Annotated in this window: 13 protein-coding genes and 1 tRNA gene; all 14 read left to right on the forward strand. The window is 43.1% G+C overall.

Annotated features, from left to right (window positions below; genetic code table 11):
* Positions 1-166: elongation factor Tu (gene tuf, locus VHE99_10685; protein ID HVV69475.1), on the forward strand; the 166-nt coding region annotated here is incomplete at its 5' end.
* A gap of 72 nt (positions 167-238) precedes the next feature.
* Positions 239-314: transfer RNA gene (locus VHE99_10690), tRNA-Trp, on the forward strand.
* Positions 315-417: 103 nt separating this feature from the next.
* The gene (secE, locus tag VHE99_10695; GenBank protein ID HVV69476.1) at positions 418-789 is read left to right on the forward strand and encodes a preprotein translocase subunit SecE; all 372 of its coding nucleotides are present in this window, start codon (positions 418-420) and stop codon (positions 787-789) included.
* Positions 790-1002: 213 nt separating this feature from the next.
* Positions 1003-1551, forward strand: a complete 549-nt coding sequence (nusG, locus tag VHE99_10700) for a transcription termination/antitermination protein NusG (GenBank protein ID HVV69477.1) — start codon at positions 1003-1005, stop codon at positions 1549-1551.
* A 69-nt stretch (positions 1552-1620) separates the two neighbouring features.
* Positions 1621-2058, forward strand: coding sequence for a 50S ribosomal protein L11 (gene rplK / locus VHE99_10705; GenBank protein HVV69478.1), 438 nt, complete (start codon positions 1621-1623; stop codon positions 2056-2058).
* Positions 2055-2747 carry a 50S ribosomal protein L1 gene (rplA, locus tag VHE99_10710; GenBank protein HVV69479.1) on the forward strand — a complete coding sequence of 231 codons (693 nt, stop codon included), beginning with the start codon at positions 2055-2057 and terminating at the stop codon, positions 2745-2747. The genes rplK and rplA overlap by 4 nt, the downstream gene beginning before the upstream one ends.
* A gap of 251 nt (positions 2748-2998) precedes the next feature.
* A complete protein-coding gene (rplJ, locus tag VHE99_10715) occupies positions 2999-3526 on the forward strand; it encodes a 50S ribosomal protein L10 (protein HVV69480.1) in 528 nt (175 codons plus the stop codon).
* 36 nt (positions 3527-3562) lie between these two features.
* Positions 3563-3940: a 50S ribosomal protein L7/L12 gene (gene rplL, locus VHE99_10720; GenBank protein ID HVV69481.1), complete on the forward strand. Its 378-nt coding sequence runs from the start codon at positions 3563-3565 to the stop codon at positions 3938-3940.
* A 261-nt stretch (positions 3941-4201) separates the two neighbouring features.
* A complete protein-coding gene (gene rpoB, locus VHE99_10725) occupies positions 4202-8299 on the forward strand; it encodes a DNA-directed RNA polymerase subunit beta (GenBank protein HVV69482.1) in 4098 nt (1365 codons plus the stop codon).
* Positions 8300-8541: 242 nt separating this feature from the next.
* On the forward strand, positions 8542-12771 hold the full coding sequence (gene rpoC / locus VHE99_10730; GenBank protein ID HVV69483.1) for a DNA-directed RNA polymerase subunit beta': 4230 nt from the start codon (positions 8542-8544) through the stop codon (positions 12769-12771).
* Positions 12772-13282: 511 nt separating this feature from the next.
* Positions 13283-13657, forward strand: coding sequence for a 30S ribosomal protein S12 (rpsL, locus tag VHE99_10735; protein ID HVV69484.1), 375 nt, complete (start codon positions 13283-13285; stop codon positions 13655-13657).
* 20 nt (positions 13658-13677) lie between these two features.
* Positions 13678-14229, forward strand: coding sequence for a 30S ribosomal protein S7 (rpsG, locus tag VHE99_10740; protein ID HVV69485.1), 552 nt, complete (start codon positions 13678-13680; stop codon positions 14227-14229).
* Between the two features lie 245 nt (positions 14230-14474).
* Positions 14475-16571, forward strand: coding sequence for an elongation factor G (fusA, locus tag VHE99_10745; protein ID HVV69486.1), 2097 nt, complete (start codon positions 14475-14477; stop codon positions 16569-16571).
* A 77-nt stretch (positions 16572-16648) separates the two neighbouring features.
* Positions 16649-16999, forward strand: a 351-nt coding sequence (locus VHE99_10750) for a GTP-binding protein (protein HVV69487.1), incomplete at its 3' end; no start/stop codon positions are given.

Raw genomic sequence — 16999 nt, forward strand, 5'->3', positions numbered from 1 at the left:
CGAAGTGCAGTTGCCAGAAGGTGTAGAGATGGTGATGCCTGGAGATAATATCCAGATGACGATTACCTTAATTGCTCCAATTGCGATGGAAAAAGGTTTAAAATTCGCGATTCGCGAAGGTGGCCGTACAGTGGGTGCAGGGGTAGTCGCCAGGGTACTTGAATAAAAATCCTCTGATATAAGTAGGAGCCTCTTTTCATGGGAGAAGAGGCTAAGGTGTTTTTATCCTGAAAAATGTAGGTCAGTAGCTCAATTGGTAGAGCAGCGGTCTCCAAAACCGCAGGTTGGGGGTTCGAGACCCTCCTGGCCTGCCAACTATTTGGTATGGTTAGAATTTTAAATAATAAGCAGCAATTCTCAGCCAGCGTCTATCATCTACTCTAGATGAACCTATTGGATACGAATCGGCAGATATGCATGAAAAAATCTGATAAAACAGCATCGAGCTCCAGCTGGGATAGTCTAAAGTGGATATTAGTAGTCGCTTTAGTTATCGCTGGCGTGTGGGCTAATTATTATTACAGTGACATTGATTGGCCTATCCGATTGGCAGGTTGGATCATATTAGCATGCGTCGCTCTTGCTATCGCTTCACAAACCGCCGGTGGTCGGCGCGTATGGGCTTTTTCCAAAGATGCACGTAATGAATTGCGTAAAGTAGTATGGCCTACGCGGCAGGAGACAGTCCAGACCACCATGATTATCGTAGGCATGGTCGTAATTATGGCTTTGATTTTATGGGGTATAGATTCTGCGTTGTTAGCTATTGTAAGTCGGCTTACAGGATAAAAAGGGAATAATTCTTACGGATCTTAGTGGGAATTGCAGAAAGGGCGCATTCTACTGGACAGTATGTGCTTATATCTGTTAACGTCGTTCCCTTTAACATTCCCCATTGCGTTATAAGTATCCCAGAAACAAAGGCAATTTTTATGTTGTAACCGTTCGGTCTATGCTGAACCGCTTACGTTATGCTGGGCTGAATAGTTATAGAGGTTAAACATGAGTGATCTTGAATCCAGTTCGACCAAACAGTGGTATGTAGTTCATACCCGCACAGGAGAGGAAAACGCTGTCGTGTTGCGCTTGCAGGATCGTATGCGCTCCCAGCATCTAGAAGATAAATTTGGAGAAATTGTCGTTCCAACAGAGGAAGTTGTTGAAATGCGATCTGGGCAAAAACGCAAAACAGAGCGCAAATTTTTTCCGGGGTATGTTTGGGTTGAAATGATTATGGATGCTCAAACTTGGCATTTTATCAAAGAAATTCCTGGTGTGATTGGATTTATTGGCGGCAAGAATCCAGCACCTATTCCAGCTAGTCAAGCCAATTCCATATTAAGAAGAGTTCAGGAAGGCGCTAATAAACCGAGGCCGAAAATTCTATTTGAGCCAGGGGAAGTGGTGCGAGTTATTGAAGGTCCGTTTGCAGATTTCAATGGGGTAGTTGAAGACGTAAATTATGAAAAGAATAGATTGCGTGTATCTGTGCTGATATTTGGTCGTTCTACTCCGGTTGAATTGGAGTTTGGACAGGTGGAAAAGACTTAGGCTAACTATATACTCCTTCTTCCATAAAATGAGAAGGTGAGCATAAAGTATTAAATTACGGAGTAAAAAATGGCAAAGAAAATTCAGGCCTACATTAAATTACAAGTAAAAGCAGGTCAGGCTAATCCTAGTCCCCCAGTTGGTCCTGCATTAGGTCAGCAGGGTGTCAACATTATGGAATTTTGTAAGGCATTCAATGCTAAGACACAAAGCTTGGAAGCGGGTCTTCCTATTCCCGTAGTGATAACAGTTTATAGTGATCGCAGCTTTACGTTCATAACTAAAACTCCTCCAGCTTCCATTCTATTAAAGAAAGCAGCTGGTATCCAAAGTGGCAGCGCAACACCCCATACAGCTAAAGTGGGTAAAGTGACAGTCGCTCAATTAGAAGAAATAGCAAAAGTGAAGCAACCTGATTTAACCGCAGCTGATTTAAAAGCCGCCATACGTACCATTGCTGGCACTGCACGCAGCATGGGCATTGATGTAGAAGGAAATGTCGAATGAAAATATCCAAGCGCCAAAAAGCTATTAATGAAGCCGTTACATTGGGCAAATTATATAACATTAACGAAGCTTTCGATTTATTGAAGACAGTTTCAAAAGTTAAATTTAAAGAAAGCATTGATGTGAGTGTGAATCTTGGGGTAGATCCTCGTATTTCAGATCAAGTAGTACGTGGTGCTACTGTTTTACCTAATGGCACTGGTCGTACGGTAAAAGTTGCGGTATTTGCCCAAGGTCAAAATGCTGAAGCTGCTAAAGCTGCTGGAGCGGATCGTGTGGGTTTCGAAGACTTAGCTGAAGCAGTTAAAGGTGGAGATCTGGATTTCGATGTGGTGATTGCGACGCCAGATGCGATGCGAATTGTGGGTCAATTGGGTCAGGTCTTAGGTCCACGTGGTTTGATGCCAAATCCAAAAGTAGGCACTGTGACCGCTGATGTGGCTACTGCGGTAAAAAATGCAAAATCTGGACAAGTTCGTTACCGCACTGAGAAAGGTGGCATTATCCACTGCACACTCGGAAATATCAGTTTTGAAACCCCAGCATTAATAGAAAATTTAAAAGTATTATTGACCGATTTGAAGAAGGCACGTCCTGCTTCCGCTAAAGGGGTATTTTTGAAAAAAATTACAGTTTCCTCAACAATGGGGCCCGGATTGGTGATAGATCAGACCTCGCTGGAAGGTTAAGGATTGTGTTGGGAGTGAGTGAATAGTTACTAAGTTTTAATGTTTGTCCAAACCGTTCCAGACGAGACAGACATAGAGTTCGCGGTATTAGCTAATATCATCCATTCAAGATGTCATTAGCTGATCCGTCGAAGACCGCAGGTGCTTGTTTGAGCATAACTTGTAGTATGAGACCTGCGCAGACGGTGATACCTCACAGGTTTTTCTTGGGAGTTAGCACTATTTAAGTTGTGAAAACTGAGGGTTGTCCGATGGCGCTTAAGCTAGAAGATAAAAAAATAATAGTCACAGAAGTCAGCAAAGTAGTGGGTGAGGCCAGTTTTGCTATTGTCGCCAGTTATCGAGGTTTGACAGTTGCACAAATGACTGAATTACGCTCAAAAGCTCGGCAGGTAGGTGTGTACTTGCGTGTGGTGCGTAATACCTTAGCGCGAAAAGCAGTGCAGGATACAAGTTTTGCCTGTTTGCAAGAAGCGTTAGTGGGTCCCATGATATTGTTGTTTTCCCTGAAAGACCCGGGGGATGCGGCACGACTGGTACGTGATTTTGCAAAAGATAACAAACTGCTAGAAGTTAAGGCACTGTCTTTTGGCAGTACTTTACTTTCTGGGTCTGAACTGGAAGCGGTAGCGAATTTACCCACTCGCGAACAAGCCATTGCTACATTGATGGCTGTGCTCAATGCTCCAGTGACCAAGCTGGCGCGCACTTTAGCAGAACCTTATGCACGAGTTGCACGTGTTTTAGCAGCAGTTGCTGAAAAAAAACAAGCAGCTTAACTTTTATATAAAATGATTAAACAACAGGAGAAAAAAATGTCTATTTCTCAAGTATTAGAGACAATTAAAAGCATGACAGTGAAAGAAGTTGTCGATTTAGTAAAAGCGATCGAGGATGAGTTTGGTGTTTCAGCAGCAGCTACTGCTGTTGCAGCTGCACCCGTTGCAGCAGCTGCGGTAGCAACTGAAGAAAAAACTGAATTTGATGTCATCATGAAAGGATTTGGTGCTAATAAGATCGAAGTGATCAAAGTGATTCGTGCCATTACCGGTCTTGGTCTCAAAGAAGCTAAAGATTTAGTAGAAGGTGTTGCTGCAGCACCTGCACCTGTTAAAGAGGGTATTCCTAAAGCTGAAGCTGATGAAATTAAGAAGAAACTGGAAGAAGCCGGCGCTCAAGTTGAAGTTAAGTAAGCGGCAAATTAGCAGTTGTTTTTTTCTAGGCAGTATAGGCGAGGTACAAGCTCGCCTGTGCTGTCTATAAGTTTTTTGTAATTATTCAAATAGCACAAAATGGTCAGATTTTTCCAAGATTGCCCTACCTGTGCTGAATGGTTACAGTTTTTACGATTCCTGCCCTTGAATTAGGGGGCGCTTAGGTCGACTTCAGAATTTTTATTCTGAAGAACGAAGTCAGTTATCTTCATCAGGTGAGGCGAGCTAATGGCTTACACTATGACAGGTCATTCTAGTCAGACTTTTTCAAATACAGAAAAAAGACGCATTCGTAAGGGATTTGGTAAAAGTCCAAGAGCAATGGATAATCCTTATTTATTAAGTTTGCAATTGGACTCATATAAAGCTTTTTTGCAAGAAGAAGTAGCGGTTGACGCAAGGACAGATACCGGCTTGCATGCGGCATTTAAATCTGTATTTCCAATAACCAGTTATTCTGGGAATGCGGCGCTGGAATATTTTAATTATAGCCTTGGTGAACCGGCTTTTGACGTCAAAGAATGTAAATCACGAGGATTGACCTTCGCGGTTCCATTACGTGTTAAGTTGCGTTTGGTAATTTATGATAAAGAATCCGCCAAAGGACAAACCGTAAAAGACATCCGTGAGCAAGAAGTTTACATGGGTGAAATACCACTCATGACTGAAACGGGCAGTTTTGTTATCAATGGTACTGAAAGGGTCGTGGTTTCACAATTGCATCGATCCCCTGGCGTGTTCTTTGAACATGATAAAGGTAAAACTCACTCTTCAGGTAAGTTACTTTATTCGGCACGAATTATTCCTTATCGCGGTTCCTGGCTGGATTTTGAGTTTGATCCTAAGGATTGTTTATTTGTACGTATCGACCGTCGTCGCAAATTGCCCGTGACTATTTTATTGCGCGCACTCGGATATAACACCGAAGAAATACTGCGAACCTTCTTTGAAATGAATACATTTCATATGCGCAATGATGAAATCGTGTTGGAGTTGGTACCTCAGCGTCTACGCGGAGAAATTGCTTTTGCAGATATCAATGGCAAAGATGGTAAAGTGCTTGTGGAAAAAGATCGACGTATTTCCATGCGTCATATTCGTATGATTGAAAAAGCCAATATCAAAGAATTAGTTGTGCCACAAGATTATATTTATGGAAAAATTGTCGGCGAGCCTATTATCGACGTAAATACCGGTGAAATTTTGGCTGATGCTAATTCGGAAATTACACCTGAATTAATTAATACCCTTAAAAAATCTGGTGTTTCTACCTTTAAGACATTATTTACCAATGATTTAGATCGCGGTGCTTACATCTCCGATACCTTAAAAATTGATACGGCAAACAGTCAGCTTGAAGCATTAGTTGAAATTTACCGCATGATGCGTCCTGGTGAGCCACCGACTAAAGAAGCCGCAGAAAACCTATTCCAGAATTTATTTTTTACTTTAGATCGTTATGATTTATCCGCAGTTGGCCGAATGAAGTTCAATCGTCGTGTGGGGCGTTCCGATCTGGTTGGACCAGGTACATTATCTAAAGAAGATATTGTCGATGTCATTAAAGTGATGATTGATATTCGTGATGGCCGTGGTGAAGTTGATGATATCGATCACTTAGGCAACCGACGTGTGCGTAGTGTCGGTGAAATGACCGAAAATCAATTTCGTGTCGGTTTAGTCCGTGTAGAAAGAGCAGTTAAAGATCGTTTGAGCCTAGCTGATGTCGAAAACCTAATGCCGCAAGATTTAATCAACGCTAAGCCAATTTCTGCAACGATCAAAGAATTTTTTGGCTCTAGCCAATTGTCACAGTTTATGGATCAAGATAATCCATTATCTGAAGTCACGCATAAACGCCGTGTTTCAGCTTTAGGCCCGGGTGGTTTGACACGTGAGCGTGCAAGTTTTGAAGTGCGTGACGTACATCCTACCCATTACGGACGCGTCTGCCCCATTGAAACGCCTGAAGGACCCAATATTGGTTTGATTAACTCCTTAGCTGTCTTTGCCAGAACTAATGAATATGGCTTTTTAGAAAGCCCATACCGCAAGGTTGTAGAAGGTCGTTTGACGGGAGAAATTGATTACCTATCTGCGATTGATGAAGGACAATTTTACATTGCTCAGGCAAACACGACAGTAGATGCAGAAGGCCGTTTAAATGATGAATTAGTCACTTGCCGTTATAAAAGTGAATCTACATTTACCACGCCAGATAAAGTCAACTATATGGATGTTTCACCCTCGCAGATTGTATCGGTAGCAGCGGCCTTAATTCCATTTCTGGAACATGATGATGCTAACCGTGCTTTGATGGGATCAAACATGCAACGTCAAGCCGTGCCGAACTTACGCACGGAAAAGCCTTTAGTTGGAACTGGTATTGAACGTGTAGTAGCTACTGATTCGGGGGTGACGATCGTAGCCAAACGCCGAGGAACAGTTGATTTCGTTGATGCGACTCGTATTGTCGTACGGGTACATGAAGATGAAAAAGGTGCTGATGAATCTGGTGTTGATATTTATTCTCTGACGAAGTTTACTCGCTCAAATAAAAATACCTGCATTAACCAACGTCCTTTGGTAGAAGTAGGTGACGAAGTGAATGTCGGTGATGTATTGGCAGATGGCCCGTCGACTGATTTAGGTGAGCTGGCATTAGGACAGAATCTGTTAGTAGCGTTTATGCCGTGGAATGGTTATAACTTTGAAGACTCTATTTTAATCTCAGAAAGATTAGTGGAAGAAGACCGCTTTACAACTATCCACATTCAAGAGCTCACTTGTGTGGCACGTGACACCAAACTGGGTGCTGAAGAAATTACCGCAGATATTCCCAATGTAGGGGAAAGTGCACTTTCCAAACTGGATAAATGCGGCATTGTTTATATTGGCGCTGAAGTGGGTATGGGTGATATTTTAGTTGGAAAAGTAACTCCCAAAGGTGAAACCCAGCTGACGCCTGAAGAAAAATTGTTAAGGGCAATTTTTGGTGAGAAAGCTTCTGATGTTAAAGACACTTCTTTGCGTGTACCACCTGGTTCTAACGGTACAGTGATTGATGTGCAGATATTCACACGGGATGGTGTGAAAAAAGATGCGCGGGCTTTAGAAATTGAAAAAGCTGAAATTGATAAAATAAAGAAAGACTTAGATGACGAATTGCGTATCCGTGAAGATGCTTTGTATCTACGCGTTGAAAAACTATTGGTGAATAAAACTGCCCAGCGTGGACCTTCCGGCCTTAAAGCGGGTCAAAAAATTGCTAAAACCTATCTTCAGGAAATCCCTAGAGAAAAATGGTTTGATATTCATCTGAAGGAAGAAGCAGGTGCTGAGCTTTTAGAAGCTTTAGCCGAACAGTTAAAACAACTTCGTAAAGATCATGACTCTGAACTGGATGCTAAACGTAAGAAATTGATTCAGGGAGATGACCTGCAACCTGGTGTAATCAAAATTGTCAAAGTCTATCTGGCAGTGAAACGTAAAGTGCAACCCGGCGATAAGATGGCTGGCCGTCATGGTAACAAAGGTGTGATTTCAACTATTGTTCCTGTGGAAGATATGCCTTACATGGCCGATGGCACTCCGGTTGACATCGTCCTTAACCCCTTAGGTGTGCCCTCACGTATGAACGTTGGGCAGGTTTTGGAGTGTCACTTGGGATGGGCGGCTAAAGGCCTTGGCAAAAAAGTGGGCGAAATGTTAGATCAGCATAGAAAGACTGCTGAAATAGCTGAATTCTTCAATCAAATTTATAGCAAAGGTTCTAATCAAAAATACGACTTTAGTTCTTTCTCGGATAAAGAGATAACTGCATTGGCTGCCAATTTGCGTGAAGGCGTGCCGATGGCGACTCCAGTTTTTGATGGTGCTACTGAAGCTGAAATTAAAGAAATGCTGCGTTTGGCAGATTTACCCGACTCGGGTCAGACTACACTCTATGATGGCCGAACTGGTGATGCTTTTGATCGGCAGGTTACCGTGGGTTACATGTACATGTTAAAACTAAACCATCTGGTTGATGATAAAATGCATGCACGTTCTACCGGCTCATATAGTTTAGTAACTCAGCAACCTTTAGGCGGTAAAGCACAATTTGGCGGACAGCGTTTTGGAGAAATGGAAGTATGGGCACTAGAAGCTTATGGTGCTTCTTATACATTACAAGAAATGCTAACGGTCAAATCCGACGACGTGGGCGGTCGTACCAAAATGTATAAAAATATTGTCGATGGCGATCACCGTATGGAAGCTGGTATGCCCGAATCATTTAATGTGCTAGTGAAGGAAATTCGTTCATTAGGTATCAATATGGAGCTTGATCACGAGTAATGTAACCATTCACCCCTCTTAAGTAGCTATAGAAAATCCTTCTCCCCTTGTGGGAGAAGGTGCCCGATAGGTCGGATGAGGGGTAAGTTTGAGTTGGCTTGAATTGAGTATGACCGAAGCTCATCCCTCATCCGCCCTTCGGGCACCTTCTCCCACAAGGGGAGAAGGATTAAGTTAGAGAGTGAGTACTTCAAAAAATTATCTATTCCTACTATTTTCACAGGAGAACCACATTGGCTGCTTTGCAAGATTTAGTCAGTTTTATCCGTAAAGAGCATGTTGAAGAATTTGATGCTATTCGTATTGGGCTCGCTTCTCCCGATATGATTCGCTCCTGGTCGTATGGAGAAGTAAAAAAACCTGAAACTATCAATTATCGCACCTTCAAACCGGAACGTGATGGTTTATTCTGCGCGAAAATTTTTGGTCCAGTTAAAGATTACGAATGCTTATGCGGAAAATATAAACGTCTCAAGCATCGCGGTGTTATTTGCGAAAAATGTGGTGTGGAAGTCACACTAGCCAAAGTGCGTCGTGACCGTATGGGACATATTGAGTTGGCCTGTCCTGTGGCACATATTTGGTATTTAAAATCCCTGCCATCGCGTATTGGATTATTGTTGGACATGACCTTGCGCGATATTGAACGTATTCTCTATTTTGAAGCCTTCGTTGTTGTAGAGCCTGGCATGACTCCGTTAAAGGCTGGTCAATTACTCTCTGAAGAAGCTTATCTGGATGCAGTGGAAGAATATGGTGATGAATTTGAAGCATTAATGGGTGCCGAAGCCATACAGCGTCTATTAAACGCGCTGCAATTGGAAAATGAAGTGGCTAATCTTCGCGAAGAAATTCCTGGAACTACTTCTGAGACGCGTCTTAAAAAATTGACCAAACGTCTTAAAGTTATGGAAGCTTTTTTGGCTTCAGGCAATAAACCAGAGTGGATGATACTCAATGTACTTCCTGTACTGCCACCTGACTTACGTCCATTGGTACCATTAGACGGCGGTCGTTTTGCAACTTCTGACCTGAATGATCTCTATCGTCGTGTGATTAACCGTAATAATCGTCTAAAACGTTTATTAGATTTGAATGCACCTGACATTATTGTTCGTAATGAAAAGCGTATGCTGCAAGAAGCAGTAGATGCTTTATTAGATAACGGTCGCCGCGGTCGTGCAATTACCGGCGCTAACAGACGACCTTTGAAATCTTTAGCCGATATGATTAAAGGTAAACAAGGGCGTTTTCGTCAAAATTTATTGGGTAAACGCGTAGACTACTCAGGTCGTTCGGTGATTGTAGTTGGACCGACACTACGCCTGCATCAATGCGGATTACCCAAAAAAATGGCGCTCGAATTATTTAAGCCTTACATTTTTAGCAAATTACAGCGTCGTGGATTAGCCACTACCATCAAGGCCGCTAAAAAAATGGTGGATAATGAATCGCCTGAGGTATGGGATATATTAGAAGAAGTGATCCGTGAACATCCGGTATTGCTAAACCGTGCGCCTACATTACACCGTCTGGGTATACAGGCGTTTGAGCCCGTGTTGATTGAAGGCAAGGCCATCCAGCTGCATCCATTGGTATGTACAGCCTATAATGCGGATTTTGACGGTGACCAGATGGCAGTTCACGTCCCTCTGACATTAGAGGCGCAATTAGAAGCGCGCTCGTTAATGATGTCTACCAATAACATTCTTTCTCCAGCGAACGGTGATCCCATCATTGTTCCTACCCAAGACGTGGTGTTGGGATTGTACTATGCGACACGCGATCGCATGAATGCGAAAGGCGAAGGTATGGTTTTTGCTAACTCTGCCGAAGTACATCGTGCCTTTGCCAATCACTCAGTAGATTTACAGGCCAAAATTAAAGTTCGTTTAAAGCAAGTAACTTTTGACAGTGAAGGGCAGAGAGCAGAAGAGGTAAAACTATTTGATACCACCGTAGGTCGAGCACTGGTATGGGAAATTGTACCTGAAGGAATTGCTTTTGAACTAGTTAATCAAGCGATGACCAAGAAAGCAGTTTCCAGGCTGCTGAATATTTGTTATCGAGAGCTAGGTTTAAAAGCCACGGTGATTTTCGCAGATCAACTGATGTACACCGGATTTCGTTTTGCTACCTTATCTGGCGTATCTGTAGGAATAGATGATCTGGTTATTCCTGATAATAAATATGACATTATTGCTAAAGCTGAAGAAGAAGTGCGAGAAATTGAATCACAATTTGCTTCCGGTTTGGTGACGCAAGGTGAACGCAAGAATAAAGTAGTGGATATCTGGTCACATACCAACGATCAGGTAGCCAAGGCTATGATGGAAAAAATATCCACAGATCTAGTGACCGATTCACAAGGCAAGACCGTACGTCAGCCTTCATTTAATTCAATTTTCATGATGGCAGACTCAGGTGCGAGAGGTTCAGCGGCACAGATTCGACAATTAGCCGGTATGCGCGGCTTAATGGTGAAACCAGACGGCTCGATCATTGAGACACCTATCACTGCTAACTTCCGTGAAGGCTTGAACGTACTTCAGTACTTTATTTCTACTCACGGCGCACGTAAAGGTCTAGCAGATACGGCATTAAAAACCGCAAACTCAGGTTATCTCACGCGGCGTTTGGTTGATGTGGCGCAAGATGTGGTTGTCAGTGAAGATGATTGCGGCACAGAAGATGGTCTCATCGTTGCTGCACATATTGAAGGAGGTGATGTAGTAGAGCCATTACGCGATCGTGTATTAGGACGTGTGTTAGCAGAAGATGTTTATAATCCTGAAACTAATGAAATTGTGATCCCCAGAAACACCCTCTTGGATGAACGTTTAGTTGCAGTGCTCGATGAATGTAATGTGGATCGTGTCAGTGTACGTTCAGGTATTACCTGTCAGGCACAATATGGCATTTGTGCAATGTGCTATGGTCGTGATTTAGCGCGCGGACATATTGTCAACATTGGCGAAGCTGTCGGCGTTATTGCTGCGCAATCAATTGGTGAGCCCGGTACCCAGTTAACCATGCGTACCTTCCACATTGGCGGTGCAGCATCAAGAGCAATGGCTATCAACAATGTACAAGTGAAATCCAAAGGCCAAGTCAAGCTGCATAACATGAAGACCGTACGCCATGCCAGCGGCCATCTAATTGCAGTTTCCCGCTCAGGCGAACTCTCTGTAGTAGATAGTCGTGGACGGGAGCGTGAGCGTTATAAAGTACCTTATGGTGCTGTACTTAATATTGCTGAGGGTTCAGAAGTTGAGGCAGGTCAAGTCATAGCCCAATGGGATCCGCATACACATCCTATCATTACAGAAGTTGCCGGATACGTTCAGTTCCATGATTTAATTGATGGCGTGACCATGAACCGCCAAACTGATGAAGTAACGGGTTTAAGCAGTTTCGTTGTAACTGGATTGAAGCAGCGTGGTCCAGGAGGAAAAGATCTGCGTCCCATGGTGAAGTTAGTCGACAAAGCCGGCAAAGACCTATGCTTGCATGGAACTAACCTCCCAGCGAGTTATTTCTTGCCACATGGCGTTATTGTGACCCTAGAGGATGGCGCAGAAGTTGGAGTGGGCGACGTAATTGCACGTATTCCACAAGAAACCAGTAAAACGCGTGATATCACCGGTGGTTTACCGCGAGTTGCAGATTTGTTTGAAGCACGTAAACCTAAAGATGCAGCCATTTTAGCTGAAATTTCCGGTATTATCGCCTTTGGAAAAGAGACCAAAGACAAGCGGCGCTTGATGATTAGTGGTGCTGAAGGTGAGGTGTATGAAGTCTTAATTCCTAAATGGCGTCACGTTACTGTATTTGAAGGTGAAAGCGTTGAAAAAGGTGAAGTGATAGCCGATGGACCGCCAGATCCCCATGATATTCTGCGCTTATTAGGGTCACATGCATTAGCCAATTTTATAGTGGACGAAGTGCAAGAAGTGTATCGATTACAGGGCGTGAAAATTAATGATAAGCATATTGAAATTATAGTGCGGCAAATGCTACGCAAAGTGCTAATCATTGACACAGGCGATACTAATTTCCTCAAAGGTGAGCAAGTCGAAAGAAGCCAATTAGTCCTTGAAAATCAACTGGCACAAGGAGAAAATCAGCTACCAGCCAGATATGAACCTGTATTGCTGGGTATTACCAAGGCATCATTGGCTACTGAGTCATTCTTCTCGGCAGCTTCTTTCCAGGAAACAACTCGCGTGCTAACGGAAGCTTCTGTCAGCGGAAAACGTGATGAGTTGCGAGGCCTAAAAGAAAATGTCATTGTCGGACGTTTGATACCGGCTGGTACGGGGTTTATTTATCATTTACGGCGTCGGAAAAAACATGCAACCGTCACTCCTAAGTTAGAAGAGATAGAGGATACAGCAATCATCAACAGCAAAGCGGAAGAAGCTTTAAGCCAAGCGTTAAAAGCTCCATCAGAGCAACAGCCAGAGGAGTAAATAAAAATAACTGACCTCCGTCTTTAGGTTGTCATCCATCATTTAAGCCAGTCTGTCATCCTTCGCTTTGCTCAGGATGACAGATTGGCTTAATGACAATCTAATTCCAGGTAAAAGTAAGAAGAATTTCAAAAAAAGCACAATTCTTTACGATCATACCTTGACAGCGTTGTTTAACCTCTTTTAGAATCTCGCCTCCATTGATTTGAATGCATAGGCTTTCAAGATCAAAGAATTCAGCTTCATGAGAAGCCCTGAGGTATTTACTTTAAGAATCAAAGAAAGAATACCCGCTTTTGTTTAGGGCACCTCTAGAAATTAGAGATTTTCGCTCAAGACAAGGCGGATTAGATTTTAAACCTGCGTTTATACGGGAATAAATGAGGATTTTAAAATCTAATCCAACGCAGTATTGAGCGAAAAGATCAATTTCTAGAGGTGTCCTTTAGAAGCCTTTCACATAAAGTCAGCGCCAGAGGCTGACGGAAATTGTTTTGGAGTTATTTATAAAATGCCAAGAATAAGCCAGTTAGTGCAGGAACCGCGTGTTCAAAAACGCAAGAAAAGCACCGTGCCTGCATTAAACCGATGTCCCCAGAGAAGGGGAGTATGTACCCGTGTATATACAACAACCCCGAAAAAACCAAACTCGGCGTTACGTAAAGTCGCCCGCGTACGTCTCACCAATGGTAATGAAGTCAGTGCTTATATTGGTGGTGAGGGACATAATCTGCAAGAGCACTCCGTTGTATTGATCCGTGGCGGACGTGTTAAAGACTTACCCGGTGTTCGTTATCACATTGTACGTGGCAGTTTGGATACTGCTGGAGTTTCAGGACGTCGTCAGGGTCGTTCTAAATATGGTGAAAAACGTCCTAAAAAATAAGCGTTAAATGAGGAATATTTGTGTCAAGAAGAAAAGCCGCACCTAAAAGATATATTTTGCCAGATCCATTATTTGGCAGCGAATTGATTACCAAGTTTATTAATAGCGTCATGCGCAGTGGGAAAAAGTCCACAGCTGAAAAAATTGTGTATGGTGCATTGATACGGGTTCAACAACGCGAGAGCAATGAAGAGGGTGGTAAAGAAGGCGGCAGTGGTAGTAGTGGTGAAGGCAAAACCAGTTACAAATTGACGCAACAAGCTAAACAAGCGGCAATTAAAGCCTTTGAAAAAGCCTTGGAAAATGTCAGTCCTACTGTTGAAGTAAAATCAAGACGCGTTGGTGGTTCAACCTACCAAGTTCCTGTTGAGGTTCGTCCGCAACGGCGTATGGCGTTAGCTATGCGTTGGCTAGTAGATTTTGCAAAAAGCAGGAATGAAAAAACCATGGTTTTGCGTTTGGCAAATGAAATATATGATGCGATTCACGGCCGTGGAGGTGCAGTAAAAAAACGTGAAGATGTGCATCGTATGGCCAAAGCTAACCAAGCATTTGCGCACTATCGCTGGTAATGGATTATTAAATTATCAATGATACAGTATGCGATTTTCTGCATTTGAGAAAATCTCCACGAACTATTATTCCATTAAGTAAAGTATTCATGTTGCTTTAAAAAACTTCTGAATATCAGGTGAATATCTAGCCTGGGAGCGTGGGTAGTCTGTCCGCAAAGTGAAAAACGGGCTTCCGCCGGTGCTTCGGGATAGAGTAGTTACAGTTCCTGGTTCAGATAGGCCATGACACATAGGTTAAATTTATGACTCGTACAACACCCATAGAACACTACCGTAATATTGGCATCATGGCGCATATCGACGCCGGAAAAACTACGACTACAGAGCGTATACTCTATTACACCGGTGTATCACATAAGATTGGTGAAGTGCACGAGGGTACAGCCGTTATGGATTGGATGGCACAAGAACAAGAACGCGGAATTACCATTACCTCTGCAGCAACCACCTGTTTTTGGCAAGGGATGGACAAGCAATTCCCGCAGCATCGAATCAATATCATCGATACGCCGGGCCACGTAGATTTTACCATTGAAGTCGAACGCTCATTACGCGTGCTGGATAGCGCGGTGGCGGTATTTTGTTCAGTTGGTGGCGTAGAACCGCAAACCGAAACTGTTTGGCGCCAAGCGAATAAATACGGCGTGCCACGCATGGGTTTTGTCAATAAAATGGATAGACCTGGAGCCAATTTTTATAGAGTAGTAGAACAAATAAGAACACGCTTAGGCGCTAACCCAATCCCTATTCAAGTTCCCATTGGTGCAGAAGAAAATTTCAAAGGCGTTGTAGATTTACTACGTATGAAAGCGATTTATTGGAATGAAAACGATAAAGGCATGACTTATGAAGCTCACGAAATTCCTGCTGAGTTACAAGAAGAATGCAAAAAATGGCGTGAAAATATGGTTGAAGCTGCAGCGGAAGCTTCAGAAGAGTTTACTGAAAAATATTTAGAAACTGGTGATCTTTCCATTGAAGAAATTAAAAAAGGTCTGCGAATTCGCACTATACGCAATGAAATTGTATTAATGCTTTGTGGAACAGCCTTTAAAAATAAAGGGGTGCAAGCGCTATTAGATGCGGTTATTGAATATATGCCTGCGCCTAATGATATGCCACCCATTTCAGGGGTGTTGGACGACAAAGATAATACACCGGCAGTGCGTCCACCTTCAGATACAGAACCTTTTGCCGCACTGGCCTTTAAGATTGCCACCGACCCATTTGTTGGCACCTTAACCTATTTCAGAGTTTACTCTGGCGTGCTTCAATCTGGGGATTCTGTTTATAATCCTTTAAAACGCAAGAAAGAACGCATTGGTCGTTTATTGCAAATGCATGCCAATAGCCGTCAAGAAATAAAAGAAGTGCTTGCCGGAGACATAGGCGCTGCGGTAGGCTTAAAGACCGCCGTAACCGGCGACACATTATGTGATGCCGATAACATCATTACATTAGAACGTATGGAATTTCCTGAACCGGTTATATCGGTTGCCGTGGAACCTAAGAGTAAAGCTGACCAAGAAAAAATGGGTATAGCTTTAGGTAAACTTGCTCAGGAAGATCCTTCATTTCGTGTGCATACGGATGAAGAATCAGGTCAAACGATCATCGAAGGGATGGGAGAGTTGCATCTTGAGATTATTGTAGACCGTATGCGTCGGGAATTTAATGTTGAAGCAAATGTCGGCAAGCCGCGAGTGGCCTACCGTGAAACTATTAGAAAAGTAGTGGAGCAAGAAGGAAAATATGTACGTCAGACAGGTGGACGTGGTCAATATGGTCACGTATGGGTTCGTATAGAACCTAAGGAAGCAGGTACTGGATTTGAGTTTGAAAATGCAATTGTCGGCGGTGTAATACCCAGAGAATTTATTCCCGCTGTGGAAAAAGGGGTCAAAGAGCAATTACAAAGCGGTGTACTGGCAGGTTATCCTGTAGTAGATGTCAAAGTGACATTATACGATGGATCTTACCATGATGTTGACTCCAGCGAAATGGCTTTTAAAATTGCTGGCTCCATGGCTTTTAAAGAGGGTACGGCTAAAGCTAGCCCAGTGTTATTAGAACCGATCATGAAGGTCGAGGTCGTCACTCCTGAAGAATATATGGGTGACGTGGTAGGTGATTTAAATCGTCGCCGCGGCTTAGTTTTGGGGATGGATGAAAACCCCTCCGGGAAAATCATCGATGCACAAGTTCCCTTAGAGGGAATGTTTGGGTATGCAACTGACTTGCGTTCTCTAACACAAGGGCGTGCCACTTATACCATGGAATTTGCAAAGTATATGGAAGCACCAGCAAGTGTGGCAGAAACAATTATCAAACAAAAATGAGACTAGTTATTAATTTCAGAACTCCTCGTTTTTTTTCGGGGAAAATTTGAATCTTTTGTTAATATTGAGGTGAAATCATGTCAAAGGAAAAATTTGATCGTACAAAACCACACATTAATGTGGGAACAATAGGTCACGTAGATCATGGTAAAACAACGCTGACAGCAGCCTTAACCAAGGTGTTGTCGGATAAGTTTGGTGGCAGTGCATTGGCCTACGATCAGATTGATAAAGCGCCAGAAGAAAAAGCGCGCGGTATTACCATCGCAACAGCGCACGTAGAATATCAGTCAGAAGGCCGTCACTACGCTCACGTAGATTGCCCAGGCCATGCCGACTACGTCAAGAACATGATTACCGGTGCTGCGCAGATGGATGGTGCGATATTAGTCGTATCCGCCGCCGATGGTCCGATGCCGCAGACCCGC

Source organism: Gammaproteobacteria bacterium (genome assembly GCA_035546635.1).
Lineage (GTDB): Bacteria > Pseudomonadota > Gammaproteobacteria > JAURND01 > JAURND01 > DASZWJ01.

Coding starts and splice junctions, on each gene's coding strand:
- secE (HVV69476.1), top strand. CDS start 418: ATGAAAAAATCTGATAAAACAGCATCGAGCTCCAGCTGGGATAGTCTA.
- nusG (HVV69477.1), top strand. CDS start 1,003: ATGAGTGATCTTGAATCCAGTTCGACCAAACAGTGGTATGTAGTTCAT.
- rplK (HVV69478.1), top strand. CDS start 1,621: ATGGCAAAGAAAATTCAGGCCTACATTAAATTACAAGTAAAAGCAGGT.
- rplA (HVV69479.1), top strand. CDS start 2,055: ATGAAAATATCCAAGCGCCAAAAAGCTATTAATGAAGCCGTTACATTG.
- rplJ (HVV69480.1), top strand. CDS start 2,999: ATGGCGCTTAAGCTAGAAGATAAAAAAATAATAGTCACAGAAGTCAGC.
- rplL (HVV69481.1), top strand. CDS start 3,563: ATGTCTATTTCTCAAGTATTAGAGACAATTAAAAGCATGACAGTGAAA.
- rpoB (HVV69482.1), top strand. CDS start 4,202: ATGACAGGTCATTCTAGTCAGACTTTTTCAAATACAGAAAAAAGACGC.
- rpsL (HVV69484.1), top strand. CDS start 13,283: ATGCCAAGAATAAGCCAGTTAGTGCAGGAACCGCGTGTTCAAAAACGC.
- fusA (HVV69486.1), top strand. CDS start 14,475: ATGACTCGTACAACACCCATAGAACACTACCGTAATATTGGCATCATG.